General features: G+C 70.6%; 27 protein-coding genes. 4 read left to right on the top strand and 23 right to left on the bottom strand.

Going from position 1 to position 23,457, the window contains the following annotated elements; all coding sequences use genetic code 11:
* Positions 1 to 49 precede the first annotated feature (49 nt).
* Genes BLQ62_RS12150 through BLQ62_RS12135 form a run of 4 tightly spaced genes read right to left on the bottom strand, consistent with a single transcriptional unit; the run spans position 50 to position 3,469 of the window.
* The gene (locus BLQ62_RS12150; protein ID WP_068565213.1) at positions 50 to 793 is read right to left on the bottom strand and encodes a cobalt-precorrin-6A reductase; all 744 of its coding nucleotides are present in this window, start codon (positions 791 to 793) and stop codon (positions 50 to 52) included.
* Positions 793 to 1,551, bottom strand: coding sequence for a precorrin-4 C(11)-methyltransferase (gene cobM, locus BLQ62_RS12145; RefSeq protein WP_068565215.1), 759 nt, complete (start codon positions 1,549 to 1,551; stop codon positions 793 to 795). Before cobM ends, BLQ62_RS12150 begins: the two co-directional genes overlap by 1 nt.
* A complete protein-coding gene (cbiE, locus tag BLQ62_RS12140) occupies positions 1,548 to 2,687 on the bottom strand; it encodes a precorrin-6y C5,15-methyltransferase (decarboxylating) subunit CbiE (protein WP_068565217.1) in 1,140 nt (379 codons plus the stop codon). The genes cobM and cbiE overlap by 4 nt, the downstream gene beginning before the upstream one ends.
* Positions 2,684 to 3,469 carry an SDR family NAD(P)-dependent oxidoreductase gene (locus tag BLQ62_RS12135; RefSeq protein WP_068565219.1) on the bottom strand — a complete coding sequence of 262 codons (786 nt, stop codon included), beginning with the start codon at positions 3,467 to 3,469 and terminating at the stop codon, positions 2,684 to 2,686. Before BLQ62_RS12135 ends, cbiE begins: the two co-directional genes overlap by 4 nt.
* 41 nt (positions 3,470 to 3,510) lie before the next feature.
* Between BLQ62_RS12135 and BLQ62_RS12130 the strand changes: the two genes are divergently transcribed.
* Positions 3,511 to 3,915: a pyridoxamine 5'-phosphate oxidase family protein gene (locus BLQ62_RS12130; protein ID WP_068534417.1), complete on the top strand. Its 405-nt coding sequence runs from the start codon at positions 3,511 to 3,513 to the stop codon at positions 3,913 to 3,915.
* Here BLQ62_RS12130 and BLQ62_RS12125 read toward each other — a convergent pair.
* Together BLQ62_RS12125 and BLQ62_RS12120 are read right to left on the bottom strand one after the other, a co-directional pair.
* Positions 3,912 to 5,357 (bottom strand): sugar porter family MFS transporter, encoded by a 1,446-nt coding sequence (locus BLQ62_RS12125; protein WP_068534418.1) that lies wholly within the window; start codon positions 5,355 to 5,357, stop codon positions 3,912 to 3,914. The genes BLQ62_RS12130 and BLQ62_RS12125 overlap by 4 nt on opposite strands.
* 21 nt (positions 5,358 to 5,378) lie before the next feature.
* Positions 5,379 to 6,494, bottom strand: a complete 1,116-nt coding sequence (locus BLQ62_RS12120; RefSeq protein WP_068565221.1) for a M24 family metallopeptidase — start codon at positions 6,492 to 6,494, stop codon at positions 5,379 to 5,381.
* Positions 6,495 to 6,511: 17 nt separating this feature from the next.
* Here BLQ62_RS12120 and BLQ62_RS12115 point away from each other — a divergent pair, with 17 nt between their 5' ends.
* A complete protein-coding gene (locus tag BLQ62_RS12115; RefSeq protein WP_068565224.1) occupies positions 6,512 to 7,465 on the top strand; it encodes a 5'-3' exonuclease in 954 nt (317 codons plus the stop codon).
* Positions 7,466 to 7,482: 17 nt separating this feature from the next.
* On the opposite strand, the gene BLQ62_RS12110 is transcribed toward BLQ62_RS12115, so the two are convergent.
* The 8 genes from BLQ62_RS12110 to BLQ62_RS12075 form a co-directional block, all read right to left on the bottom strand.
* Positions 7,483 to 8,163 carry a DUF4333 domain-containing protein gene (locus tag BLQ62_RS12110; protein ID WP_068565226.1) on the bottom strand — a complete coding sequence of 227 codons (681 nt, stop codon included), beginning with the start codon at positions 8,161 to 8,163 and terminating at the stop codon, positions 7,483 to 7,485.
* 71 nt (positions 8,164 to 8,234) lie between these two features.
* The gene (locus tag BLQ62_RS12105) at positions 8,235 to 10,985 is read right to left on the bottom strand and encodes a DEAD/DEAH box helicase (RefSeq protein ID WP_068565228.1); all 2,751 of its coding nucleotides are present in this window, start codon (positions 10,983 to 10,985) and stop codon (positions 8,235 to 8,237) included.
* Positions 10,972 to 11,976, bottom strand: coding sequence for a twin-arginine translocase subunit TatC (gene tatC / locus BLQ62_RS12100; protein WP_068565230.1), 1,005 nt, complete (start codon positions 11,974 to 11,976; stop codon positions 10,972 to 10,974). Before tatC ends, BLQ62_RS12105 begins: the two co-directional genes overlap by 14 nt.
* Positions 11,977 to 11,988: 12 nt before the next feature.
* Positions 11,989 to 12,243 carry a Sec-independent protein translocase subunit TatA gene (tatA, locus tag BLQ62_RS12095; protein ID WP_068565232.1) on the bottom strand — a complete coding sequence of 85 codons (255 nt, stop codon included), beginning with the start codon at positions 12,241 to 12,243 and terminating at the stop codon, positions 11,989 to 11,991.
* 95 nt (positions 12,244 to 12,338) lie between these two features.
* The gene (locus BLQ62_RS12090) at positions 12,339 to 13,313 is read right to left on the bottom strand and encodes a helix-turn-helix transcriptional regulator (RefSeq protein WP_068565235.1); all 975 of its coding nucleotides are present in this window, start codon (positions 13,311 to 13,313) and stop codon (positions 12,339 to 12,341) included.
* The gene (locus BLQ62_RS12085) at positions 13,310 to 14,284 is read right to left on the bottom strand and encodes a helix-turn-helix transcriptional regulator (protein ID WP_068534438.1); all 975 of its coding nucleotides are present in this window, start codon (positions 14,282 to 14,284) and stop codon (positions 13,310 to 13,312) included. The genes BLQ62_RS12090 and BLQ62_RS12085 overlap by 4 nt, the downstream gene beginning before the upstream one ends.
* Before the next feature lie 54 nt (positions 14,285 to 14,338).
* Entirely contained in the window at positions 14,339 to 15,697 is a 1,359-nt protein-coding gene (gene pafA / locus BLQ62_RS12080) for a Pup--protein ligase (RefSeq protein ID WP_115391356.1), read from the bottom strand.
* Between the two features lie 26 nt (positions 15,698 to 15,723).
* Entirely contained in the window at positions 15,724 to 16,290 is a 567-nt protein-coding gene (locus BLQ62_RS12075) for a TetR/AcrR family transcriptional regulator (RefSeq protein WP_068534442.1), read from the bottom strand.
* Between the two features lie 54 nt (positions 16,291 to 16,344).
* Here BLQ62_RS12075 and BLQ62_RS12070 point away from each other — a divergent pair, with 54 nt between their 5' ends.
* Positions 16,345 to 17,067, top strand: coding sequence for an SDR family NAD(P)-dependent oxidoreductase (locus tag BLQ62_RS12070; RefSeq protein ID WP_082756388.1), 723 nt, complete (start codon positions 16,345 to 16,347; stop codon positions 17,065 to 17,067).
* Here BLQ62_RS12070 and BLQ62_RS12065 read toward each other — a convergent pair whose 3' ends face one another.
* From BLQ62_RS12065 to BLQ62_RS12040, 6 genes are all read right to left on the bottom strand, one after another.
* Positions 17,068 to 17,181, bottom strand: a complete 114-nt coding sequence (locus BLQ62_RS12065; RefSeq protein ID WP_068534445.1) for a methionine/alanine import family NSS transporter small subunit — start codon at positions 17,179 to 17,181, stop codon at positions 17,068 to 17,070.
* Positions 17,178 to 18,725 (bottom strand): sodium-dependent transporter, encoded by a 1,548-nt coding sequence (locus BLQ62_RS12060; RefSeq protein ID WP_082756390.1) that lies wholly within the window; start codon positions 18,723 to 18,725, stop codon positions 17,178 to 17,180. Before BLQ62_RS12060 ends, BLQ62_RS12065 begins: the two co-directional genes overlap by 4 nt.
* Before the next feature lie 24 nt (positions 18,726 to 18,749).
* Positions 18,750 to 19,634, bottom strand: coding sequence for a CPBP family intramembrane glutamic endopeptidase (locus BLQ62_RS12055; protein ID WP_139184193.1), 885 nt, complete (start codon positions 19,632 to 19,634; stop codon positions 18,750 to 18,752).
* An 86-nt stretch (positions 19,635 to 19,720) separates the two neighbouring features.
* A complete protein-coding gene (prcA, locus tag BLQ62_RS12050) occupies positions 19,721 to 20,431 on the bottom strand; it encodes a proteasome subunit alpha (protein WP_068565244.1) in 711 nt (236 codons plus the stop codon).
* Complete coding sequence (prcB, locus tag BLQ62_RS12045) at positions 20,428 to 21,204, bottom strand: proteasome subunit beta (RefSeq protein ID WP_068565246.1); 777 nt, start codon at positions 21,202 to 21,204, stop codon at positions 20,428 to 20,430. Before prcB ends, prcA begins: the two co-directional genes overlap by 4 nt.
* Entirely contained in the window at positions 21,201 to 21,395 is a 195-nt protein-coding gene (locus BLQ62_RS12040; protein WP_068534451.1) for a ubiquitin-like protein Pup, read from the bottom strand. Before BLQ62_RS12040 ends, prcB begins: the two co-directional genes overlap by 4 nt.
* A gap of 73 nt (positions 21,396 to 21,468) precedes the next feature.
* Here BLQ62_RS12040 and BLQ62_RS12035 point away from each other — a divergent pair, with 73 nt between their 5' ends.
* Positions 21,469 to 21,864 (top strand): hypothetical protein, encoded by a 396-nt coding sequence (locus BLQ62_RS12035; protein WP_231857584.1) that lies wholly within the window; start codon positions 21,469 to 21,471, stop codon positions 21,862 to 21,864.
* Between the two features lie 81 nt (positions 21,865 to 21,945).
* Here BLQ62_RS12035 and BLQ62_RS12030 read toward each other — a convergent pair whose 3' ends face one another.
* The 3 genes from BLQ62_RS12030 to BLQ62_RS23840 form a co-directional block, all read right to left on the bottom strand.
* The gene (locus tag BLQ62_RS12030; RefSeq protein WP_147292542.1) at positions 21,946 to 22,788 is read right to left on the bottom strand and encodes a hypothetical protein; all 843 of its coding nucleotides are present in this window, start codon (positions 22,786 to 22,788) and stop codon (positions 21,946 to 21,948) included.
* Between the two features lie 200 nt (positions 22,789 to 22,988).
* Positions 22,989 to 23,288 carry a hypothetical protein gene (locus BLQ62_RS12025; protein WP_068565250.1) on the bottom strand — a complete coding sequence of 100 codons (300 nt, stop codon included), beginning with the start codon at positions 23,286 to 23,288 and terminating at the stop codon, positions 22,989 to 22,991.
* Positions 23,285 to 23,446 (bottom strand): hypothetical protein, encoded by a 162-nt coding sequence (locus BLQ62_RS23840; RefSeq protein ID WP_156483183.1) that lies wholly within the window; start codon positions 23,444 to 23,446, stop codon positions 23,285 to 23,287. The genes BLQ62_RS12025 and BLQ62_RS23840 overlap by 4 nt, the downstream gene beginning before the upstream one ends.
* Positions 23,447 to 23,457: the final 11 nt, after the last annotated feature.

The following is a 23,457-nucleotide window of genomic DNA, read 5'->3' as shown; positions in this document are numbered from 1 at the left end:
CGAAAACCGGCGGGATCGACAACTTCTGGTTGTGCTTCGCGGCGATGACTCAGGCGTCGGCGAGGAGCGCGGCGTAGGCCGCCTCGGCGGTCGGCACCGCGGGCACCTCCGACGGCCGGTCGGGGCGCTCGACCATGAGCACCTCGATGCCGAGCTCCCGGGCCGCGGCGAGCTTGGCGGACACCAGATCCCCGCCGCTGTTCTTGGTGATCAGGACATCCACGTCGTGCGCGCGAAGGAGAGCCCGTTCCGCATCGGGAGTGTACGGTCCGCGGGCACGCAGCAGCTCGTGGTGCGCCGGCAGCGGCCCCGACGGAGCGTCGACCACCCGGATCAGGAACCACCAGTGATCGAGCGTCGCGAACTCGTGCGCGTCCTGCCTGCCGGTGGTGAGCATCGCCCGGCCGCCGTCGCGGCCCGCCAGCGCCCCGGCGGCGGCCGCCACCGTCGGCACCCGCGACCAGCGGTCACCCGGTAGCGGTTCCCACTGCGGGCGCAGCACCGCCAGCGCGGGAACACCGGCGTCGTCCGCCGCCCGCGCCGCGTTGCGGGAGATCGTCGCCGCGAAGGGATGCGTGGCATCGACCAGCACGTCGATGCGGTGCTCAGTCAGGAACGCCGCCAGGCCCGACGGTCCGCCGAACCCTCCGATCCGTGTCTGCCCCACCGGCAGCCGCGGATCCACGACCCGGCCGGCGAGCGAGCTGATCACCGTGAACCGCGCATCCTCGTGGAGCGACCTCGCCAGCTCTCGCGCCTCGGCGGTCCCCCCGAGGATCAGCACCCGGCGCATCAGTGGCTCGCTCCCGGGGCGCGCAACCGGCGCGCGGAGTACAGATAGCTCTCCTCGAAGACCTCCGCGTCGAGCACCTTCCCGACGAAGATGACCGCCGTCTTCGTGATGCCCTCCGCGGCGAGCCGCTCCGGCAGGTCCGCGAGCCGGCAGCGAACGATCCGCTCGTCGTCGCGGCTGGCGAAGGCGACCACGGCGACCGGACAATCGGCGCCGTAGTGCGGCAACAGATCGTCGGTGAGCGCCTGCGCCCGGTGCGCGGCCAGGTGCAGCGCGAGCGTCACCCCGGTGCGGGCGAGCGAGGCGAGATCCTCGCCGGCGGGCATATCGGTCGACAGCGTCGAGACGCGGGTGATGAGCAGCGACTGCCCGACGCCCGGCACCGTCAGCTCCCGGCCCAGTGCGGCGGAGGCGGCCGCGAACGCCGGGACGCCGGGGACGATCTCGTACGGCACACCCGCGGCGTCGAGACGGCGTGCCTGCTCGGTGAACGCGGAGTAGAGCGAGATGTCGCCCGAATGCAGCCGTGCGACGTCGCGGCCCGCCCGGTGGGCCGCGACCATCGCCTCCACGATGTCCGGCAAGGGCATCCGCGCCGTGTCGATCAGCTCCGCGCCGGGTGGGCAGCGGTCCAGCATCTGCTGGGGCACCAGCGATCCCGCGTAGAGGCACACGGTGCAGCGCGCGAGCAGCTCCGCCCCGCGCAGCGTCAACAGATCGGGGGCCCCGGGGCCCGCACCGATGAAATGAACCGTCACGACGCCTCCTTCACGAACACCCACTGCACGATCGGTCGCCGCGGGCGCCACGCGGTCCCGCCGCCGAGCGGTTCCAGGTCGGCCACCGTGTAGCTGCGCAGCGTGCCGCCGTACCGGGCGCGCAGGGTGCTCACCAGGTTCTGCCCCTCGACGGTGACCGTGTTCGCCACCAGCCGGCCCCCCGCGGGCAGCACGCCGACGCACGCCGCCGCGAGCGTCTCGGTGAGGCCGCCGCCGATGAAGATCGCGTCCGGTACGGGCAGGTCCGCGGTGAGGTCCGCGGTGTCGCCGACGACCGGTTCGAGCGGTACCCCGGCGCGGGCGGCGTTGCGCGTGATCGTCTTCGCCCGGTCGGCGCGGCGTTCCACCGCGACGACGGAGCCACCGGCCTGTGCCGCCCACGAGATGCCGACGGAACCCGATCCGGCCCCGAAGTCCCAGATCCAGCCCGGCGTGGGGCGCAGTGCCGCGACCGTCAGCGCGCGGATGTCGGCCTTGGTGATCTGGCCGTCGTGCTCGAAGACGAACTCCCCCGCCGGCGCCTCCGGTTCGAGCGCGACCACGTTCAGGTCGTCGATGCGCAGGTCCCGGCGGAACGGGCGGACCTTCTCCCGGCCACCGCCGAGCTGCTCCAGCACCGTCATCGTCGCGGCGAGACCGGCGTCGCGCAGCAGGTCAGCGATCGCCGCCGGGGTGGCGCCCGATTCGCTGAGGACGATCGTGCGCCGGCCCGCGCGGATCGCCTGCACGAGGGGCGCCGGATCGCGCGCCACCGCGGAGACGACGGTGACCTCCTCGGCGGGCCAGCGCAGCCGGGCGCAGGCCAGCGCGAACGAGGACAGGTGCGGGATGACCCGCAGGTCGAGGTCGGGGCGCCGGCGCGCGATCGTCGCGCCCACCCCGTAGAACATCGGGTCGCCACTGGCCAGGACGTGCACCCCGTCGGCCAGCCCGTCGATCGCGGGCAGCAGCGGCGAGGGCCACGGACGCGCGGCCTCCTCGGCGATGTCCTGCGGGAGGTACGCGAGCTGCCGGGACGCGCCGTGGATGACGCTCGCGTCGAGCAGCGCGCGCCGCGCACCGTCGGTGAGGCCGGGCCAGCCGTCGGCGCCGATCCCGACCACCGTCACCGTCATCGGGGCATCCGGCGCCAGATCGCCTGGGGGACGAAGCGCAGGCCGGCGTAGAGCGGACGCAGGAGCGGCGGGATCCACACGGTGCGGCGGCCCCGGCGCAGCGCGTGCACCGTCGCCTCCGCGACCTGCGGGGCCGTGCGGCTGAACGGCGCGGGCCGCACCCCGGACGCCATGAGCTCGCGCGTCATCGTCCCGACGATGAACCCCGGCCGCGCGAGCAGCACATGGATGCCGCTGCCGTGCAGGGAGTCCGTGAAGCCCTGCACGAACCCGTCGAGCCCGGCCTTGGTGCTGCCGTAGACGTAGTTGGCCTTGCGGACCCGCACCCCGGCGACGGACGAGAAGGCGATGATGGCGCCCTTGCCGCCCACGCGGGGATCCTGCACGCGCAGCAGGTTCGCCAGGCCGAGGAGGATCGACACCTGTGCCACGTAGTCGGTCTGCGCGATCTGCACGGCGTGCGCGGGGTCCGCCTCGGCGCGGGCCTGGTCGCCGAGGATGCCGAAGGCGACCACGGCGACGCCGATGCGGCCGAAGCGATCGGCGACCTCGTCGAGGAACCGGGTGTGCTCCTGCGTGCGGTCCGCGTCGAACTCGATCGGGTAGACGCCGGTGGCACCGACCTCGCGCAACGCGGCGATCTGCTCGTCGAGGTACTCGGAGCGGCGGGCGCCGAGGACCACGTCGCGGCCCGGGGCGATCCGCTTGGCCACCTCCAGGCCGACCTCGCTCCGGCCGCCCAGGAGCAGCACCGCACCGTCGGGAATCCTGTCCGCACTCACCGGACCAGACTAGACGCGCGGGTTCGGACTACCGTGGCGGTGTGCCGAACCGTGACCGCCCCGTCCTCAACCCCGACGCCCTCGCCTTCGTGACGGACCGTCACCTGGCGACGCTGAGCACCCTGCGTGCCGACGGGACGCCGCACACCGTGGCGATCGCGTTCACCTACGACCCCGCGACCGGTCTGGCGCGGGTGATCACCTCCGGCCACACGCAGAAGGCGCGCAACGCCGCGCGCGGCGGGTACGCGGCGCTGACGCAGGTCGACGGTGCCCGCTGGCTCACGCTGGAGGGCCCGGCGCGAGTGGTGACCGACGCGGAAGCGGTCCGCGACGCGGAGGCGCGCTACGCCGTCCGCTACAAGCCGCCGCGGGAGAACCCGCAGCGCGTGGTGATCGAGATCGAGGTCACCCGCGTGCTGGGGTCGAGCACGCTGCGCGCCTAGCGGGCGGGCAGGTTCCCGTCCATGTCCTCGAGGGTCTTGCCCTTGGTCTCCGGGACGAACCGGTAGACGAAGAACAGCGAGAGCAGGGCGAAGGTCGCGTACAGGCCGTACGCGAGCGTGAGGTTCCCCTCCATCTTGGGGAAGGTCACGGTGATGGCCCAGTTCGCCGCCCACTGCGCGGCCGCGGCCAGCGAGAGCGCCGCGGCGCGGATGCGGTTGGGGAACATCTCGCCGAGCAGCACCCAGACCACGGGGCCCCAGCTGACCCCGAAGAAGATGACGAACAGGTTCGCGGCCACGAGCGCGAGGACACCGACCGCGCCGGTGAGCGAGGGCTTGCCGTCGATCATCTCGGCGGTGCTGAAGCACAGCGCCATCGTGGCGAGCGAGACCGTCATGCCGATCGAGCCGATGAGCAGCAGCGGGCGGCGCCCGATCCGGTCCACCAGCAGGATGGCGACGATCGTGACGACGACGTTGACGATCGAGGTGAAGACGCTGATCTGGTTCGACTGGGACTCCTCGAACCCGACCGCCTGCCAGAGCATGTTCGAGTAGTAGAAGATCACGTTGATCCCCACGGCCTGCTGGAAGATCGACAGCAGCAGGCCCACCCAGACGATCGGGTACACGCCGCCGCCCGGCTTCATCAGGTCGCGCCACGAGTGTTTCTCCTCGCCGGCGAGGCTCTCCTCGATCCGGTGCACCGTGAGATCGAGGTTCTTCTCGCCGAGCAGCATCGTGAGCACCCGGCGCGCCTCGGGGATCCGGTGCCGGGAGACCAGGTAGCGCGGCGACTCGGGGATGAGCGTCGACGCCACGCCGTAGACGACCGCGGGGATCGCCATGACCAGGAACATCCACCGCCAGGCCTCCATGCCCAGCCACAGGTCGTTCGAGGCGCCGCCCGCGAGGGAGGCCAACAGCCAGTCGATCAGCAGGGACAGGAAGATGCCGAGCACGATCGCGAGCTGCTGCAGCGAGCCCAGCCGTCCCCGGATCCGCGCCGGGGAGACCTCGGCGATGTACGCCGGGGCGATCACCGACGCGACGCCGACGCCGACGCCGCCGATCACCCGGAACAGGATCAACATCCAGGTCTGGGTGGCGAACGCGCAGCCCACGGCGCTGAGGAAGAACAGCACCGCCGCGATCTGCATGACCCGCAGGCGGCCGATCCGGTCGGCGATACGGCCCGCCGTCATGGCACCGGCGGCGGCGCCGAGCAGAGCCGAGGCCACCGCGAAGCCGAGGGTGTAGCCGTGGATGTCGAAGCGTCCCTCGATGGCCTTGGTGGCGCCGTTGATGACGGCGCTGTCGTAGCCGAAGAGCAGGCCGCCCATCGCCGCGACGACGGCGATCTGGATGACGCGGCCGCTGTTGCCCTCGCCCTCCTCGAAGATCGAGGGACCGTCGGCCGTCGTGCCGCCGCCGTGGGTCATGCTGCCTCCGGTGTCTCGCTGCTAGAGGATCGTCAGGCCGTGGCTCCGGGTGTTCACCGGCTCGCAGCCGTCCTCGGTGACGATGACGATATCCTCGATCCGCGCGCCCCACCGGCCACTGAAGTAGATTCCCGGCTCGATCGAGAAGGCCATGCCCGGTTCGACCGGAATGTCGTTGCCCGCAACGATGTAGGGCTCCTCGTGCACGGAGAGCCCGATGCCGTGCCCGGTGCGGTGCAGGAAGAACTCCCCCAGGCCCGCCGCCGCGAGCACGTCGCGTCCGGCGGCGTCGATCGACTCGGCGCTCACCCCGGGGCGCACGGCCTCGACCGACGCGCGCTGCGCCCGCTCGAGCAGCGCGTACTGCTCGGCGATCTCCGCCGACGGGGCGCCCATCGCGTACGTGCGGGTGCAGTCCGAGTTGTAGCCCGAGGCCAGCGGCCCGCCGATGTCCACGACGACGATGTCGCCCGCCTCGATGACGCGGTCGGAGACCTCGTGGTGCGGGTCGGCGCCGTGCGGCCCGGAGCCGACGATGATGAACGCGGCCTCGGTGTGGCCCTCCTCGACGATCGCGGCGGCGATGTCGCCGGCCACCTCGCGCTCGGTGCGCCCCACCGCCAGGATCTGCGGCACCCGTGCGTGCACGCGGTCGATCGCGGCACCGGCGGCGCGCAGCTCGTCGAGCTCGGCCGCGTCCTTGATCATCCGCAGCCGGCGCAGCACGCCCGTCGCCAGCCGCACCCCGAGCCCGCGGTCGAGCAGCGGCACCAGATGCAGCGCGGGGACCGCGTCGGCCACGGCCACCGTCGACGCACCGGCGAGTCGGTCGACGACCAGCGCGTACGGATCGTCACCGTCGACCCAGTCCAGGACGGCCAGCTCCACGCCCGCGTCGCCCAGGCCCGGGACCGACGAGTCCTTGAGGATGGCGAGCTCGAGCCGCGGGACGACGAGCCCGAAGCCGGACTCGGTGATCACGAGGGCCGTCAGGCGCTCGAAGGACTCGCTGACGATGCCGGTGAGGTAGGCGAGATCGGGGCCGGGGGTGATGACGAGCGGGGTCCCCGCCTCCGTCGCGAGCTGCTGGGCCTTGGTGAGACGGGTCGCGTACACCTGGGAAGCGAAGAGGGTCATGCTCCGATTGTGACACCATGCTTCCCGTGACGAACGACGCGCGCCCGCTGATGCTGCTCGACTCCGCCGGGCTGTGGTTCCGGGCCTACTACGCGATCCCGGACAAGGTGAAGGCCTCCGACGGGCGCTCCGTGAACGCCCTGCGCGGCTTCCTCGACATGACCTCGCAGCTGATCGCGACGCACCGGCCGGGCCGACTCGTCGCGTGCCTGGACCTGGACTGGCGTCCCGCGTTCCGGGTGGAGCTGCTGCCGACCTACAAGACGCACCGCGTGGCAGAGGACGGCGACGGCAGCGCCGAGGAGGTGCCCGACACCCTCTCCCCCCAGGTCGACATGATCCTCGAGGTGCTCGATGCCGTCGGTATCGCGACCGGTGGCGCGGTCGGCCTGGAGGCCGACGACGTGCTCGGCACGCTCGCCGCGCGGGAGAAGGCCGATCCGGTGATCGTCGTCTCCGGCGACCGGGATCTGCTGCAGGTGGCCGACGACGCCGCGCCCGGCGTGCGGTGCCTCTACATCGGCCGCGGTATCGCCAAGGCGGAGATGTTCGGGCAGGCGGAGGTGGCCGAGAAGTACGGGGTGCCGTTCGAGCGCGCCGGCGAGGCCTACGCCGAACTCGCTCTGCTGCGCGGTGATCCGTCCGACGGCCTGCCCGGCGTACCCGGGATCGGCGAGAAGACCGCCTCGAAGTTGTTGCTGCAGTACGGCTCCCTCGCCGCGATCCGCGAGGCGGCCGCCGCGGTCCCGTCGCCGCTGCCGGCCCGCGCCGCGACATCGATCGTGGGTTCCGGGGACTACCTCGACGCCGCCTGGGACGTGGTGTGGGTGCAGCGCGACGCGGACGTGGCCCTCTCGGGTTCCGACGAACTGCCCCGGAAAGCACGCGATCCGCAGCGCCTGGCCGAGTTGGCCGAGGAGCTGCGGATCGGGGCGCAGGTGGAACGCCTGCTCGCCGCGCTCGCGGGCTGAGGCGTTCCGGGCGGGGATCAGCTGGGCGCGCCCACCTGGTACTTGCCCTCGTCGTCGAGGACCTTGACGGAGACCGTCTTCTCCTTGCCGCCGACGTTCGCGGTGCAGGTGAAGGTCTCCCCCTCCTTCACCTTGACGCCGTCGGTGTTGCACGAGACGTCCTTGGCGTCGCTCTCGTTGTAGCTCTCCTTGAGCACGGTGGTCACGCCCTCGTTGACCTTGGCGTTGTCGAACTTCTTGCCGAAGAAGACGCCGGTGGCCCAGCCGATGAGCAGGACCAGGGCGACGATGGCGATGACGACCGCCGCCGCGATGCCGATGATCAGGCCCGTCTTCGACTTGCGCGGCCCGTTCAGGTGCGGGGGCTGGCCGAACTGCTGGCCGAACTGCTGGCCGGCGAACTGCGCGGGTTGCTGACCGAACTGGTCCTGACCGAACTGCGGCGTCTGGGGCTGCTGGTACCCGCCGTACGGCTGGCCCTGCATCGGCTGCCCCGGGATCTGCCCGCCCTGCGGGGGCTGGCCCCACTGACCGCCCTGGTACTGCGGTGAGATCTGCGTCTGCTCACCGGAGGGAGCGCCGAAACCCTGCTGGCCATACTGGGGTGCGATCTGGGTGGGATCCTGCTGCGGGGGCTGCTGGCCGGGCTGTTGCCACCCCTGCTGCCCCCACTGGTTCGGATCCTGCGGGTTACTCATGTATCGACTCCTCCCCGGTCACGGGCCGTCGGCCCGTGACGTTCGCCTCTTCGGGTCAAGATACCCGATGCTCACCCTGATTCCGCGACGACGCCGCGCCGTACGCCGGCGATCGCCGCGGTCGCGACGGTCGCCAGACCGGGACGGGTGTCGAACGAGGTCTGCTTGATCTGATCGAGCAGATCGATCACCTGACGGCACCACCGCACGAAGTCGCCGGCGGGCAGCGGACGACCGCGTTCGCCCGCTGCGAGCAGCACGGCGGCCAGCGTGCCGCCGCTCGCCCACTGGTGCATCGGGGCGACGAAACCGATGTCCGGCTCCCGGCTCGGCTCGAGGCGGTGCGCCGCCTCGGCGGCCACGATGTCGGTCCAGCGGTCGGCCACGTCGCGGATCGCGGACCGCACGGCGCCGGGGAGCTTCTCACCGGTCAGCAGCATCCCGCCGCGCTCTCCCCGAGATTCGAAGACCAGCGCGCTGACCACCGCGGCGAGTCCTGCCGGGTCGAGCCCGTCGAAGACGCCGTCCTCGATGCACTCGCAGACCAGGAGGTCCGATTCGCTGTAGACACGGGCCAGACGGTGCCCCGACTCGGTCAGCTCGGGTTCGCCGTCGACGGTCGCGATGTATCCGCGCTCGCCGAGCAGGCTCACGATCCGCTCGAAGGTCACCGCGAGGGACGAGGTGGTGGCGCGGACCGTCGCCGCCGACCCGCTGATCTCGCGCTCGAGCCGGGCGTAGCGCTCCGCGAGGCGGTCCAGTTCCGGTGCGCGCTGCCCGGTGTGGGCGGGGTGGGCGCGCATTCGGGCGCGCAGGTCGGCCAAGTGGGAATCGGTCGCGGCCGGACGCTGCGCCTTGGCCTGCTGCCGCGGGGCCGAGATCGCGCTGTTGCGCAGCGTCGACGCGAGATCGCGCTTGCCCCGGCCCGAGCGGTAGTCGGCGTTCTTGGGCACGCGGAGCGTCCCGAGCACCTGGACCTCGCCGACGAAGTCGCTCGCGCCGACGCGGCCGGACCAACTGCTCTCCGTCACGACGACGGGCTTGGGATCGCGGCGGTCGCCGGACGGCTCGACGACGAGCGCGAGGCCCCGTCGGCGACCACCGGTGACGGCGATGACGTCGCCGCGGCGCAACTCCGCGAGTGCCGTGGCGGCGCCGTCGCGGCGATCGGCGAGGTGCTCCCGGCGCAGTGACCGCTCGCGGGAGCGGACCGCCTCGCGCAGGCGCACGTACTCGAGGTAGTCGGCGCCGCCGGCGGCCTCGGTGATCTGGGCGCCGAGGGTCGCGAGTTCCTTCTCCCCCCGCTGGACCCGCTTGGCCAGGCCGACCACGGACCGGTCCGCCTGGAACTGCGCGAAGCTGGCTTCGAGCAGCCGCTCGGCGCCCTCGCGGCCGAGGCGGTCGAGCAGGTTGATCGACATGTTGTACCCGGGCGAGAACGAGCTGACCAGCGGGAAGGTGCGCGCACCGGCGAGTCCGGCCACCTCCTGCGGGCGGACCCCCGTCTGCCACAGCACCACGGCGTGCCCCTCGACGTCGATCCCGCGGCGGCCCGCCCGGCCCGTGAGCTGGGTGTACTCGCCGGGGGTGAGCTCGACGTGGGACTCGCCGTTGTACTTGACCAGCCGCTCGAGCACGACGGTGCGCGCCGGCATGTTGATGCCCAGCGCGAGGGTCTCGGTGGCGAAGACGGCGCGCACGAGACCCTTGACGAACAGCTCCTCGACCGCGTGCCGGAAGGCGGGCAGCATCCCGGCGTGGTGGGCCGCGAAGCCGCGCAGCAGGGCCGCGCGCCACTCCTCGTAGCCGAGCAGGTCCAGGTCGGCCGGTGAGAACTCGGCGACGTGCTTGTCGACGATGCGGCCGATCTCCTCGGCCTGCGCCTGGTCGGTGAGCACCACCGGCGAGCGGAGGCACTGGGTGAGCGCCTGCTCGCAGCCCGAGCGGGAGAAGACGAAGGTGATCGCAGGCAACAGGCCCTCGGCGTCGAGCAGCGCGATGACGTCGGGCCGCGGGATCGGTCGCCGCGTGGCCTGAGGACGTCCTCGGCCGCCGGTTCGGCGCCCCGTGCGGCTGTTGATGCCCGGCTCGAAGCTGCGGTCGAGCGCCTCGCGCTGCTTGACGTAGCGCACGAGATCCGCGTCGAGGACCAGGTTCTTCTGCCCGGACTCCTGCGCGGTGCGCAGCGCCTTCGTGTCGAACAGGTCGAAGAGCCTGCGCCCGACGAGCATGTGCTGCCACAGCGGCACCGGCCGGTGCTCGTCGACGATGACCTCGGTGCTGCCGCGGACCTCGGTGATCCAGGCGCCGAACTCCTCCGCGTTGGAGACCGTGGCAGAGAGGCTCACCAGTCGCACGTCCTGCGGGAGGTGCAGGATCACCTCCTCCCAGACCGCGCCGCGGAACCGGTCCGCGAGGTAGTGCACCTCGTCCATCACGACGTGGCTCAGGCCGTCGAGGGTGGTGGAGTTCGCGTAGAGCATGTTGCGCAGGACCTCGGTGGTCATCACGACGACCGGTGCCGAGGAGTTGATCGCGGTGTCGCCGGTGAGCAGGCCCACGTTGTGGGCGCCGTAGCGGGCGGTGAGCTCGGCGTGCTTCTGGTTCGACAGGGCCTTGATCGGCGTGGTGTAGAAGCACTTGGTGCCGGCCGCCAGCGCGAGGTGCACGGCGAACTCGCCGACGACGGTCTTGCCCGCGCCCGTCGGGGCGCACACCAGCACGCCGCGCCCTTCCTCGAGCGCGCGGCAGCCCTGGACCTGGAACGGATCGAGGGTGAAGTCGAGCGCGGCGGTGAAGCCGTCGAACTCAGAGGACGTCATCGAACCCCGAACGCGGGATCGACGTGCGCGTGAGCTTCTCCGCAGGGCCGACCGGCGCCGGGGCGGGCACGGCGCTGCCGGCGGGGCCCGCGGACGCCCCGATCGGTTGCGGCGCCGACGGTGCCGGCGACGCGGTCTCGTCGTCGATCTCGCCCTCCCAGGCGTCGCCGCCCGAGCGCTTGCGCTTGAGCCGGTCGTGGAAGCGGGTGAATTGGATGGACAGCTCCAGCAGCAGCGCCAGCGCCGCCCCGAGCGCGAGCATGGTGAACGGATCGCCCGACGGCGTGATCACGGCCGAGAAGATGAACATCGACAGCAGCAGGCCACGGCGCCACTTGACGAGCTTGGTGTACGGCAGCACGCCGACCAGGTTGAGCGCGACGATGAAGAGCGGCAGCTCGAAGCTCACGCCGAAGATCGCCATCACGGTGAGCACGAAGCTGAAGTACTCCGGCCCCTGCAGCGCGGTCACCTGGGTCTCGTTGCCCACGGTGAGGAAGAAGCTGAACGCGCTGGTGATCATGAAGTAGCCGAGCACCGCGCCGCTGATGAACAGCGTGCCGCCCAGGGTCACGAAGATCGCGGTGTACCGCTTCTCCTGGCGGTGCAGCGCGGGGACGATGAAGGCCCAGATCTGGTAGAGCCACACCGGGCAGGCGAGCAGGACACCCGTCGCGACGGCCACCTTGAGGCGGAGGTTGAACTGGTCGAACACGCCCGTCGCGAGCAGGCGGCACTCACCGTCGCGCGTGATCTCCGCGCGGGAGGTGGCGGGCAGGTCGCAGTACGGACCGGTCAGCAGGTGACCGGTCGACGGCAGCCCGAACGGCCCGTGGCTGTACCACCAGAAGCCGACGATCGAGGTGAGGACGATCGCGGCCAGGGACCACAGCAGACGGGTCCGGAGCTCGTAGAGGTGCTCCACGATCGACATCGTGCCGTCGGGATTGACGACGGCACGGCGACGACGTGGATCGAACGGGATCTTCAAAGGGGCAGGCGGCTACGCCGACTTGCGATCGGCCTCGGACGGCTGCACCGTCTGCACGTCGATCGGCTGGTCGGTGACCTCGGCCTGCGGCTTCGGAGCGGCGGCCTTGCCGTCGCCCTCGGTCTTCATCTCGTCCATCTCGCTCTTGAAGATGCGCATCGAACGGCCGAGCCCGCGTGCGGCGTCCGGCAGCTTCTTGCCGCCGAACAGGATCAGCAGGACGACGGCGATGATGATCCATGCCCAGATGTTGTGGGTGAGCCCCATGATGCTGCCTCACTAACTTCGCGAATACCTCTACTGAGACTACCGGATCGCGTCCACCCCGACCGCGCCGTGACCGCCCGGCCCAGGTGTCCACTTCATGAATAGTTGGCGAGTCCGGCGGCGGCGCGCTCGGCCACGGCGTCGGCGAGCGACTGCGGGCCGCGGACCGTCAGCTCACCGCCGAAACTGAGCACGAAACGCACCATCCACGCCTCGGTGGCGTACTGCATCGTCGCGATCACCGGACCGCTCGCCTCCTCGGAGAGCACGGTGAACGGGTGGTACTCGAGCGCCCACGCCGCACCCGGGCCGACCTCGAGGGTCGCCGTGGTCAGCTCGTCGGCGGCGGCACCGTCGAACAGGCCGGACGCGGGCTCGACGTGCTGGGGTACCGACGCGGGCTCGTCGAGGACGACGGCCTCGTCGATCCGGTCGAGCCGGAACATGCGCAGGCCCTCGCTGGCGCGGCACCAGGCCTGCAGGTAACTGTGGCCGGCGAAGGTGTCGAGGGCGATGGGGTCGACGTCCCGCTCGGTGGCGGCGTCCCGGGTGGCCGAGTAGTACCGCAGGTGCAGGGCGCGACCGTCGCGCAGGGCGCCGCGGACGATGCCCGCGATCGCGGCCACGGGGCCGGTGTCCTGGGCGCCGTCGATGGAGGCGACGGTGTCGCGGCCCGCCCCCGCGACGGCGGCCTCCAGCTTGGCGATGGCGCGCAGCACGGCCGCCGGGTCCGCGACGCCGGGCGAGTCGGCCAGCGCCCGCAGGGCGAGTAGCAGCGACGCCGCCTCGGGCCCGGTGAGCTTGAGCGGGCGATCGAGCTTGGCGCTGAACTCGATGTCGACCCCGGCCTCGTCGTAGTCGATCTCGATGAGGTCGCCCGGGAACATCCCGGGCAGGCCGCACATGGTCAGTCCGGTGATGTCCTTGCGCAGCTGTGCGACGGTGACGCCGAGGTCGGCGGCGGCGCGTTCGAGATCGGCGTCGGGATGGCTGCGGAAGTACGGGATCAGGTTGAGCCAGCGCGCCAGACGCTGCATCTGCCGGCTCGGCTGCTTGGACTGTGTACTCATCGCTTCCCCTCCAGCGCGGTGAGCCGGTCGACGACCGCATCGCGCAGGTGCACCGGCTCGAAGACCACCGCATCCGGGCCGAGGCCGCACACCTCGCGGGCCACGGCGTCCACCGAACGCATCTCGACCGTCAGCTCCGTGCCGGCGCGGCCGCGGAACTCCGCGTCGGTCTGCGCGGAGGCGAGCCGGCGCAGACCGTCGCCCCGGCCCTGCGCCACCCACAGCCGGGCGGTGCCGATCGGGTCGCGCTCGGCGACGGTGGCGACGACGTGCGCGTGCAGGTCGAAACCTTCCGGCGGGCGGACGGTGGCGGGGCGGGCGGTCACCGCGCCCCCGCGCACGCGACTGAGCTTGAAGGTGCGCACCGCGTCGCGGGCCACGTCGTGGCCGACGGCGTAGGCACTGCCGCGGAAGGTGACCACGCCCCACGGGTGCAGCGTGCGGTCGACGTAGGGCTGGGCGGGGTTCGCGCGGTGCTCGAAGGTGACCTGGCGGCGCCGATCCACTCCCTCGAGCATCGCGAGCAGGGCGGCCTCGGCGCCGCGGTCCGGGGCGATCCCCGGGGTCACGCCGGCACCGGGGCCGTCGACGTCCATGCCGCCCGCCCGGAGCTTCTGCACCGCGGACTGCGCCGCGGCGGACAGTTCGGGCGATTGCCAGAGCGCGGCCGCGACGGCCACTGCGGTCGCCTCCTCGGGATCGAGGTCGATGTCGCCGAGGGCGTACTCGTCGAGCGCGATGCGGTAGCCGACGGCGGAGTTGATCCGGGACACCGGCGCCACCTCGATGGGGACGCCGAGTTCGCGCAGGTCGGCCTTGTCGCGCTCGAACATGCGCTCGAATGCCTCGTCGTCGGACTCCGGGTCGTAGCCGAAGACGTTCTTCCGGATGTAGTCCCGGTCGAGCGGGCGTTGCGTGTACAGCAGGCATATCACCAGGTTGGTGAGACGCTCGATCCGCGAAGTTGCCACGTGTCGATCTTACGTTCTATCCGCCGCCGCGGGGCGCACCGACGCGACCCGCCGTCACATCGACGCGATCAGGCGCTCCACCCGCTCGTCGACGTTGCGGAACGGGTCCTTGCACAGCACCGTGCGCTGCGCCTGGTCGTTGAGCTTGAGGTGCACCCAGTCGACGGTGAAGTCCCGGCCAGCCGCCTGCGCGGCGGTGATGAAGTCGCCGCGCAGCTTCGCCCGCGTCGTCTGCGGCGGCGTCTTCACGGCCTCGTCGATCGCCTCGTCGGTGGTGACGCGCGCTGCCATGCCACGGCGCTGCAGCACGTCGAAGACGCCGCGGCCGCGCTTGATGTCGTGGTACGCGAGATCGAGCTGGGCGATCTTCGGATCGGCCAGGTCCATCGAGTACTTGTCCAGGTAGCGCTGGAAGAGCTTGCGCTTGATCACCCAGTCGATCTCGGTGTCCACGCCGGAGAAGTCCTGCGATTCGACGGCGTCCAGCGTGCGTCCCCACAGATCCACGACCTGGGCGAGCTGCGCGTCGGGCTCGCGCGTGGCGAGGTAGTCGACGGCCTTGGTGTAGTACTCGCGCTGGATGTCGAGCGCCCCCGCCTGGCGACCGCCGGCCAGGCGCACCTCGTGCCGCCCGGTGGTGTCGTGGCTGACCTCGCGGATCGCCCGGATCGGGTTGTCGAGCGAGAAGTCGCGGAACTGCACGCCGGCCTCGATCATCTCCAGCACCAGGTGCGCGGTGCCCACCTTGAGCATGGTGGTGGTCTCGGACATGTTCGAGTCGCCGACGATCACGTGCAACCGGCGGTACTTCTCCGCATCGGCGTGCGGCTCGTCGCGGGTGTTGATGATGGGCCGGCTGCGGGTGGTGGCGCTCGAGACGCCCTCCCAGATGTGTTCGGCGCGCTGGCTCAGGCAGTACGTCGCGTTCTTCGGCGTGAGCAGCACCTTGCCCGCGCCGCAGATGAGCTGGCGGGTCACCAGGAACGGCAGCAGTACGTCGGCGATGCGGGAGAACTCTCCCACCCGGCTCACCAGGTAGTTCTCGTGGCAGCCGTAGGAGTTGCCGGCCGAGTCGGTGTTGTTCTTGAACAGGTAGATGTCGCCGCCGATGCCCTCGTCCTGCAGGCGCTGCTCGGCGTCGAGGAGCAGGTCCTCGAGCACCCGCTCCCCCGCCTTGTCGTGCGTGACGAGCTGCAGGATCGAATCGCACTCGGCGGTCGCGTACTCGGGGTGGCTGCCCACATCGAGGTACAGGCGCGAGCCGTTCTGCAGGAAGACGTTCGAGCTGCGCCCCCAGGAGACCACGCGCCGGAACAGGTACCGGGCGATCTCGTCCGGGCTCAGGCGACGGTGCCCGTGGAAGGTACACGTGACACCGAACTCGGTCTCGATTCCCATGATTCGCCGCTGCACGTCACGAACATACCCCGCGGCCGGGCTCAGGCGCCGGAGCCCCGCACCGTCCGGACACCGTCGAGCTGCAGGTGCAGGTGGCGGCGCCACCGGCGGTCGTCGCCCCGGGTCGCTTCGATCACCGCGGCCACCGCCACCATGAGCGCCGCGAGGTCGTCGTAGCCGAAGTCCGCGCGGATCACCCCCGCGTCGTGGGCGCGATCGAGCACGGAGCGCACCGCGCTGCCGGACCGCCCGCACTCCGCCGTCAGGTCGACGTCGCCGAGTGGGCCGCGTGCCATCGCCTCGTTCGCGGCGCGATGCCGCGCCTGCCCGGCGAACATCGCCTCGAGGAAGCCACTGAAACCCGTCCAGGGATCGGGTGCGTCCTCACTCTGCGCCGCCAGGCGCTCCAGCTCGGCGAGCCGTTCGGGCAGCACGGCGTCGAGCAGCGCGCCGCGATCGGCGAAGTTGTTGTAGAGCGTGCCGATGCTGACGCCGGCCGCTCTCGCTATCCGCTCCAGCGGCACGTCGATACCCTCCTGTGCGAACAATGCCAACGCGGCGTCGAGCAGCTTCTGCCGATTGCGGACCGCGTCCGCGCGGGGTGCCATGCCCCGAGCGTAGCGATATTGAGAGCGACCTCAACTTCTGGTACTAAGTTGAGTATGACCTCAACTACTGAGAACCCCGTTCTGCTCGTCGTCGGCGCCGGCCCCGGTCTCGGCATGTCGGTGGCCCGCGCCTTCGGCCGGCGCGGCTATCGCATCGCCCTCGCCTCGCGGTCGGCGCAGCGTCATGCCGGCTACGTCGAGGAACTGCGCGACCTCGGCGTCGACGCCGAGGCGTTCCCGGTCGACGTCACGGTGCCCGGCGCCGTCGACGCCGTCGTCGCGCAGGTGCGGGCGCACTTCGGGCGTATCGACGTGGCCTACTACGGCGCCGCCGCCCCCGTCGCGCTCGGCCCGATCACCGAGCTCACACCCGCCGACGCGGCTGCGGCGCTCACCACGGTCGGGTCCGCGGTCGAATTCGCCGGTGCGGTGCTCCCCGAGCTCCGTGCGCACGCCGGCGCACTGGTCTTCATCGGCGGCCTGAGCGCGACCGTCCCGATGCCCGACGTCGGCGGCCTCGCGCTCGTCGCCGCCGCGTACCGGTCGTACGCGCTCAACCTGCACGCCGCTCTCGAGCCCGAGGGCGTGCAGGCGGGCATCCTCACCGTCGGCGGCATGATCGCCGGCGGCGACATCGCCGCCGCCACGATCGCGAACGCTCCCGATCAGGACCTGTCGGCGATCACCCTCCACCCGGACGACCTCGCCGAGGAGGTGTGGCGCCTGGCCGTCGACCGGGCTCGCCCCGAGGTCGTCATCGACGTCCTCGGCGGGTGATCACTCGTCGCCGTCGAGCTCGGGGTGGCGCCGGAAGTTCACCACTGCGCCTACCAGCCCTCCCCAGAGGATCATGGTCGAAACGACGAGCATGATGAGTGCCGGTGCGGTCATGAGATCTTCTCCTCCAGGTCGTCCAGGTACGCACGGTCTTCGGCATCGGCCCGTTTATCGGGGATCAGGGCCATGAGCACGCCGAAGACGATCGCGGCGGCGGCGACGCCCCAGCCCAGGGTGAGCAGGTACGCCGTCGTGTAGCTGCCGCCTCCGTAGTTCTCGGCCAGCTCGTCCTGCAGGCTGCGAACCATCATGAAGGCCAGCATGATCGGCGTGACGACGCCGATCAGCACGATCCACGCTCGGCCCACCCGGATGCTCGAGACCGAGTCGACGTGCCGCTGCAGGAGCGGCAGCTTCCCGATGACCGCCACCACGACCACGACGACGAGCGCCGCCAGAAGGATGCCGTACTGGTTGATCCAATGATCGGCGACGTCGAGGATGTAGAGCCCGTTGCGCGTCGGGAAGAGCCCGATCGAGACGAGCGCGGTGGCACCGCCGACGAGCGCCACGGCGGGCAGCCGGCCGATGTTCAGACGATCCTGCACGGCCGCAACGATCACCTGAACGATACTGATCAGCGAGGTGAGTCCGGCGATGACGAGGCTGCCGAAGAAGAGCACACCGAACAGGGCCGCACCACCGCTCAGTTCCGAGATGATCTGCGGGAAGGCGACGAAGGCCAAGCCCGGGCCGCCGGAGACGACCTCGGAGATCGGCTGCGACGTCTGCGCCGCCATGAACCCGAGCGTGGCGAACACCCCGATGCCCGCGAGGATCCCGAAGGAGCTGTTGGCGAAGCCCGCAACCATGGCCGACCCGGTGAGATCCGCCTTGCGCTTGAGGTACGAGGAGTACGTGACCATGATGGCGAAACCGACCGACAACGAGAAGAAGATCTGGCCGTAGGCCGCCGTCCAGACGGTGCCGTCCAGGATGCGCGACCAATCGGGCGTGAAGAAGGCGTTGAGACCGTCCATCGCGCCGGGAAGGAACAGCGCCCGGACCACCAGGATCATGAACAAGACCACGAGCAGCGGGATGAAGATCTTGTTCGCGATCTCGATCCCGCGCTTCACGCCGATCGCGAGCACGGCGATCGTGATCGCCCACACCGCGATCAGGGGAATGAGCACGCCCGGAACGAACGGAGCGAAGATGCCCGGCGTCGGATTGCTGTTGAGGAACTCACCGCTGAAGAAGGCGTCCGGATCGGATCCCCACCGCTCATCGAGGGAGAAGCCGATGTACCGGATCGACCACGCGACGATCACGGCGTAATAGGTCGCGATCACGAAACAGATCGCCACCTGCCACCATCCGACGGCCTCGAGCGGCCGCCACAGCCGGCGGTACGCGCGGGGAGCCCCCTTGCGGGCGCGATGCCCTACCGCGTACTCGAAGATCAGCAGCGGGATTCCCGCCGTGAGGAGAGCGATGAGGTACGGCACGAGGAACGCACCCCCACCGTTGTCGTACGCCTCCTTGGGGAAGCGCCAGATGTTGCCCAGGCCGACCGCCGAGCCGATCGCGGCCAAGAGGAAACCCGCACGGGTACCCCATTGTTCGCGCGGGCGGTCTGTCACTTCTGCCGTCACACCGGCTCCTCCTGTCGATCAGCTCTATGAGCGCGTCCGTTCGACCGTATCGAGAATCGGCCGGGAATCGGAAGATTCAGGCGAACCTGCCCGTCGACGGTGGTCGATCCGGTACGCCACCAGAGCCAGTGGCACCAGCGCGATGCTCGGGATGATGAAGCCCGCGAGGATCGCGTCCTGCGGCAGGAACTCGCCCATCGTCATCGAGAACACCAGGTTGAAGCCGGCGTGCGCCACCGACGTGGGCCAGATGCTCCCGGAGCCGTACCAGAGCGTGCTCCAGACGATCTCGAGCAGCACCGACATCACGATCCACAGCGGGATCAGCAGCAGCACGTCGTGCAACGGCGGCTGGAAACCGAAGTAGCCCACCGAGGCCAGGGGCCAGTGCCACGCGCCCCAGATCGCACCGGTGGCCGCGGAGGCCGCCGTGGGGCGCCCGCGCAGCACGGGCAGTTCGGCCAGCGCGCCGCGCAGGTACGCCGTCCATCCGAACTCCTCCCCGAAGTAGATCGGCGCGAGCACGATCATCACCAGAGGGCCGAAGGCCACGGCCTGCAGGTGCGCGGGGACGCCGTCGGAGGGGACGCTCATCACCCCGGACGCGAAACCGAGTGGCAGGGCGATCAGAAGCAGTGCCGGCGGAATCGCGAGCGCCGCGAGGTACCAGCGGGCCTGCGTCCGCAGCTGCGGACGCAGGCCCGCACCGGAGAGCCCCTGGCGGGTGATCCACATTCGCACGACCAGTGCCGCGATCGCGGGCGCGAAGGCACCCGTGAAGAGCTGGATCGCCGGGTCGTCGAGCGGGTGATCGACGGCGTACGCGGCGAACCACAGGCCCCAGGTGGGAAGGAAGGTGAGGACGAGGAACCAGGCGATCCCCCGACGGTGCACGGACGGTGTGTTCATGGCGTCCAGCACACCGTGTCGACGGTCCGCCGTCACGGGCCCGCACTCCCCGGCACCGGGTGGTGCAGGCTCTACCCTCCGGCCCGTCAGGCCAACAGCTGCCCTACCCGCTCGTCCGTCAGGCGCTTGAACGCCCGCCGCGGACGGGTGTGATCGAGCACCGCGACCTCGAGCTCGTCGGCCGCGTAGCTCTTCGTCTCGGCCGCGCCGCTCGCACCGTTCGACGGGGCGGGCGCACCGAGCGCCCTGACCGCGAGGCCGAACGCGGCAGCGAGGTCCATGCCGTCCTCGTAGCCCTCGGTGAGCACGGGCGTGGTGGACTCGGTCTGGCCTCCCATGACGACGAACTGCTTCTCGTCGATCACCGAGCCGTCGTAGCCCACGCGGTAGAGACGCGAGGCGGCGTTGTCCGGCGTGCCGACCTCGGCGACGCAGAGCTCCACCTCGTAGGGCTTGGCCTGCTCGGTGAACACCGTGCCCAGCGTGGAGGCGTAGGCGTTGGTGAGCGACCATCCGCTGACGTCGCGGCGCGAGTACTGGTAGCCGCGGGTGTCCGCGAACTGGATCCCCGCCCGCCGCAGCGACTCGAACTCGTTGTACTTGCCGACCGCGGCGAACCCGATCCGGTCGTAGATCTCGCTGATCTTGTAGAGCGAGCTGGGATTGTCCGCGACGAACAGGACACCGTCCGCGTACTTGAGCACGACGACGCTGCGCCCGCGGGCGATCCCCTTGCGCGCCAGGTCCGAGCGATCGCGCATGATCTGCTCGGCGGAGGCGTAGTACGGGAACGTCACTGCTCTCCTCCCCTCGCCGCGATGACGCGGTCCGTCGCGGCGGCCACGTCCGCCTCGTCGATCTCGACCGCACCGTCGGCGGTGATGACGATCGCCGTCGGATACAGCTTGCGCAGCACGTCGGGGCCACCGGTGGCGGTGTCGTCGTCGGCTGCGTCGAACAGCGCCTCCGCGGCGACGTCGAGCGCGCCGTCCGCGTCGAGGCCGGGGCGGAAGCGCTTCTTGATCGAGGACTTCGCCCACGCGGAGCCCGAGCCGATGGAGTGGTAGCCGATCTCGTCGTGCCAGTCGCCCGTCACGTCGTAGGAGACGATCCGGCCACGGGATTCGAGTTCGTCGAAGCCGATCAGCAGCGGTACCGCGGCGAGGCCCTGCAGGGCGGCGCCGAAGTTGCCGCGGACCATGCCCGCGAGCCGATTGGCCTTGCCCTCGAAGGTGAGTGGCATGCCTTCGATCTTCTCGTAGTGCTCGAGCTCCACGGTGAACAGCTTGACGATCTGCTTGGCGATACCCGCCGTGCCGGCGATGCCGACGGCGGTGAACTCGTCCGTGACGAAGGTCTTGACGATGTCCCGCTGCGCGATCAGGTTGCCCATCGTGGCGCGGCGATCACCGGCGAGCAGCACCCCGCCCTCGAAGGCGACGGCGACGATCGTCGTGCCGTGCGGGACCTCCGGCGCACCGTCGGAACCGGCGCCCCGGCCGGGCAAGGCATCCGGCGCCACGGCGGCCAGGTGCTCGACGAACGACGACCCGCCGTGCAGCGGCGTCACTGGCCGCCCTTCTGCACGTAGGCGCGCACGAAGTCCTCGGCGTTCTCCTCCAGCACGTCGTCGATCTCGTCGAGCAGATCGTCGGTCTCGTCGGTCAGCTTCTCGATACGCTCCTGGCCGGCACCGGAACCGGCACCCGCGACGTCCTCGTCGTCTCCGCCGCCGCCACGCTTGACCTGCTCCTGCGCCATCTCGGTGCCTCCTTCACGACCGTCCCGGGCCGCATGACCCGATGAATCAACACTACCGGCCTAGACTGATCTCGTGGATCCGTACACGCCGCCGGGTGCGCCCGGGATGCCCGAACCGGTGCTGGTGAGCATCGGTGACATCCACTGCACCGCGAGCGAAGTCATCACGCCCGTCGGTACGTTCCCCATCGCGGGCAGCCAGTGGGGCGTGTCCGACCAGAGCATCACCACCCGCGCGATCCCGACCTGGGCGATCGTGCTGGCCATCGTCGGCGCCTTCGTGGTGTGCCTGTTCTCGCTGTTCTTCCTGCTGGTCAAGGAGGATCAGACCCGAGGATTCGTGCAGGTCACCGTGGTCGGCCCGGAAGGCCGCTCCTACACCACCAGCGTGCCCGTGAGTTCCTTCGCCGCAGTGCAGGACGTCGTCAACCGCGTCGGCTACGCCCGCAACCTCGGTTACGGGATCTAACGAAGCTCCATCGATCGACCCTCGGGCCGCGGAGAACACAGCCGAAGGACCGCTCGAGCCGCGCGGCCCTGTGCGTCGCGCTCACCACCAGCCTCCGGTGACGCGAACCGCGGGGGCGACGTCCCGCACGAGGCCGCGGAAGCGCATCGGTCGCACCGATGCTCCGGCCGGGTATCGGACTGTGACCGGGGGGCGGTCGTCGAACGAGATGGTCCAGCGGTGGGTGTAGACGACGCCTCGAGCGTCGTCCTTGTCGTACTCCACCGCGACCACGTGCTCCCAGGTGCTCCTGCCGGGGCGATCGGTGTCGGCGGTGCGGAAGCCGATCTCCTCCAGTGTCGCCCACAGGTGGATTCTGCGGCCGCAGCGGATGATCCGCACGGGCAAGGCAGCACAGAGCACGGCACCGCTCGCTGCGGCGATGACGGCGCCCGGCCACAGGGCCGGCTCGTCGTCGGGTGGCCATATCGACAGTCCGAGGCAGATCACCGCGAGCAAGCCGAAGGCGACGGCGGCCAGCACGCCGATGACGAGCATGATGCCGTACCGTCCTCGGACCACAGTCGGGAACTTCGGCGGCTCAGGTGCGCGGCCGACGCTCTCGACCACCGGACCGCGACCCGATGCGCGAACAGGATCACGCCAGGAACCGGCGACCTGGACATGAGGGGCCGCGCGGCCTATCGCGGCGCGCACGCGGCTTGGCCTGTGGCGGACCCCCGCCGGAGAGCGCACCTCGTCGACTTCGCCGGCGCTGCGCCGAATCGTCCAGACGTGCCACAGCGGGAAGCCGCCCGCGTCCTCGTACCCGTAGGACACGGACTCGACGTCGTGCCACGCGAGAGTCGTCTGTACCCGGCCCTGCCGATACTCGAGTGCGGCGTCGGTGATCGCGATTCGCCACTGGATTCCGGCGCGGAGCACCGAGCGAAGGAACAGCACACATCGCGCACCGCCTCCCGCGACCAAGAGCAGCGATACGCAGGCGGGGAGCGTGAAGCCGCTCGCCACGGCATCAGACACGAGACGCCAGGTGAACAGCACGCAGCCGAGGAGGGCGCCGACGGCGAGCCAACCGACGACACCTATCCCGCCGCGCACCACGACGTGAGAGCCGGCCGACCTCACCATCCGATGAACTCCCGCATCCCCGTCCTGACTGTCGTGTTCGGCGAGAGTCGACGGACGGTTGCGAGGCCGGCTGAACCGGCGCTGATCAGATAGCTCACCGGATCGCCCACGACGCCGTGATACAGCCCGACTCCCGCCAGGAGAAGCAGAACGACTACCACCGCTGCCAGTACGCCGAGGCCGGGACCGAAACGCATCCGCACCGTCATCGACTGCGAGTGCAGTCGGGTTCGACTTATGTTCAACATCGAGAACATTCTATCCGGGATGGACATGAGCAGCGCGGCGGTCAACGCTCCGCAAGGTGGGGTGCGAGGCGTCGCAGCTCACGATCGATCTCGACGACATCGGGGCGCAGGTCGACGGGCGTGCGCACGGACACGTCGCCGAACCTCCAGGTGAAGTGATGGTCGACGTCGCCCGGGCCGATCGGGAACAACGTGGACTCCACCGACCTGCTGA

This window comes from Tsukamurella pulmonis (assembly GCF_900103175.1).
Taxonomy (GTDB): domain Bacteria; phylum Actinomycetota; class Actinomycetes; order Mycobacteriales; family Mycobacteriaceae; genus Tsukamurella; species Tsukamurella pulmonis.
The sequence above is the reverse complement of the archived record's forward strand: the minus strand, read 5'-3'. Positions and strand labels throughout refer to the sequence as shown.

What these genes read in the sequence shown, in the direction of transcription:
- BLQ62_RS12150 (WP_068565213.1), bottom strand. Translation starts at nt 793, where the DNA reads ATGCGCCGGGTGCTGATCCTCGGGGGGACCGCCGAGGCGCGAGAGCTG.
- cbiE (WP_068565217.1), bottom strand. Translation starts at nt 2,687, where the DNA reads ATGACGGTGACGGTGGTCGGGATCGGCGCCGACGGCTGGCCCGGCCTC.
- BLQ62_RS12125 (WP_068534418.1), bottom strand. Translation starts at nt 5,357, where the DNA reads ATGACCCACGGCGGCGGCACGACGGCCGACGGTCCCTCGATCTTCGAG.
- BLQ62_RS12120 (WP_068565221.1), bottom strand. Translation starts at nt 6,494, where the DNA reads ATGACCCTCTTCGCTTCCCAGGTGTACGCGACCCGTCTCACCAAGGCC.
- BLQ62_RS12115 (WP_068565224.1), top strand. Translation starts at nt 6,512, where the DNA reads ATGCTTCCCGTGACGAACGACGCGCGCCCGCTGATGCTGCTCGACTCC.
- BLQ62_RS12110 (WP_068565226.1), bottom strand. Translation starts at nt 8,163, where the DNA reads ATGAGTAACCCGCAGGATCCGAACCAGTGGGGGCAGCAGGGGTGGCAA.
- BLQ62_RS12105 (WP_068565228.1), bottom strand. Translation starts at nt 10,985, where the DNA reads ATGACGTCCTCTGAGTTCGACGGCTTCACCGCCGCGCTCGACTTCACC.
- tatA (WP_068565232.1), bottom strand. Translation starts at nt 12,243, where the DNA reads ATGGGGCTCACCCACAACATCTGGGCATGGATCATCATCGCCGTCGTC.
- BLQ62_RS12090 (WP_068565235.1), bottom strand. Translation starts at nt 13,313, where the DNA reads ATGAGTACACAGTCCAAGCAGCCGAGCCGGCAGATGCAGCGTCTGGCG.
- BLQ62_RS12075 (WP_068534442.1), bottom strand. Translation starts at nt 16,290, where the DNA reads ATGGCACCCCGCGCGGACGCGGTCCGCAATCGGCAGAAGCTGCTCGAC.
- BLQ62_RS12070 (WP_082756388.1), top strand. Translation starts at nt 16,345, where the DNA reads ATGACCTCAACTACTGAGAACCCCGTTCTGCTCGTCGTCGGCGCCGGC.
- BLQ62_RS12065 (WP_068534445.1), bottom strand. Translation starts at nt 17,181, where the DNA reads ATGACCGCACCGGCACTCATCATGCTCGTCGTTTCGACCATGATCCTC.
- BLQ62_RS12055 (WP_139184193.1), bottom strand. Translation starts at nt 19,634, where the DNA reads ATGAACACACCGTCCGTGCACCGTCGGGGGATCGCCTGGTTCCTCGTC.
- BLQ62_RS12040 (WP_068534451.1), bottom strand. Translation starts at nt 21,395, where the DNA reads ATGGCGCAGGAGCAGGTCAAGCGTGGCGGCGGCGGAGACGACGAGGAC.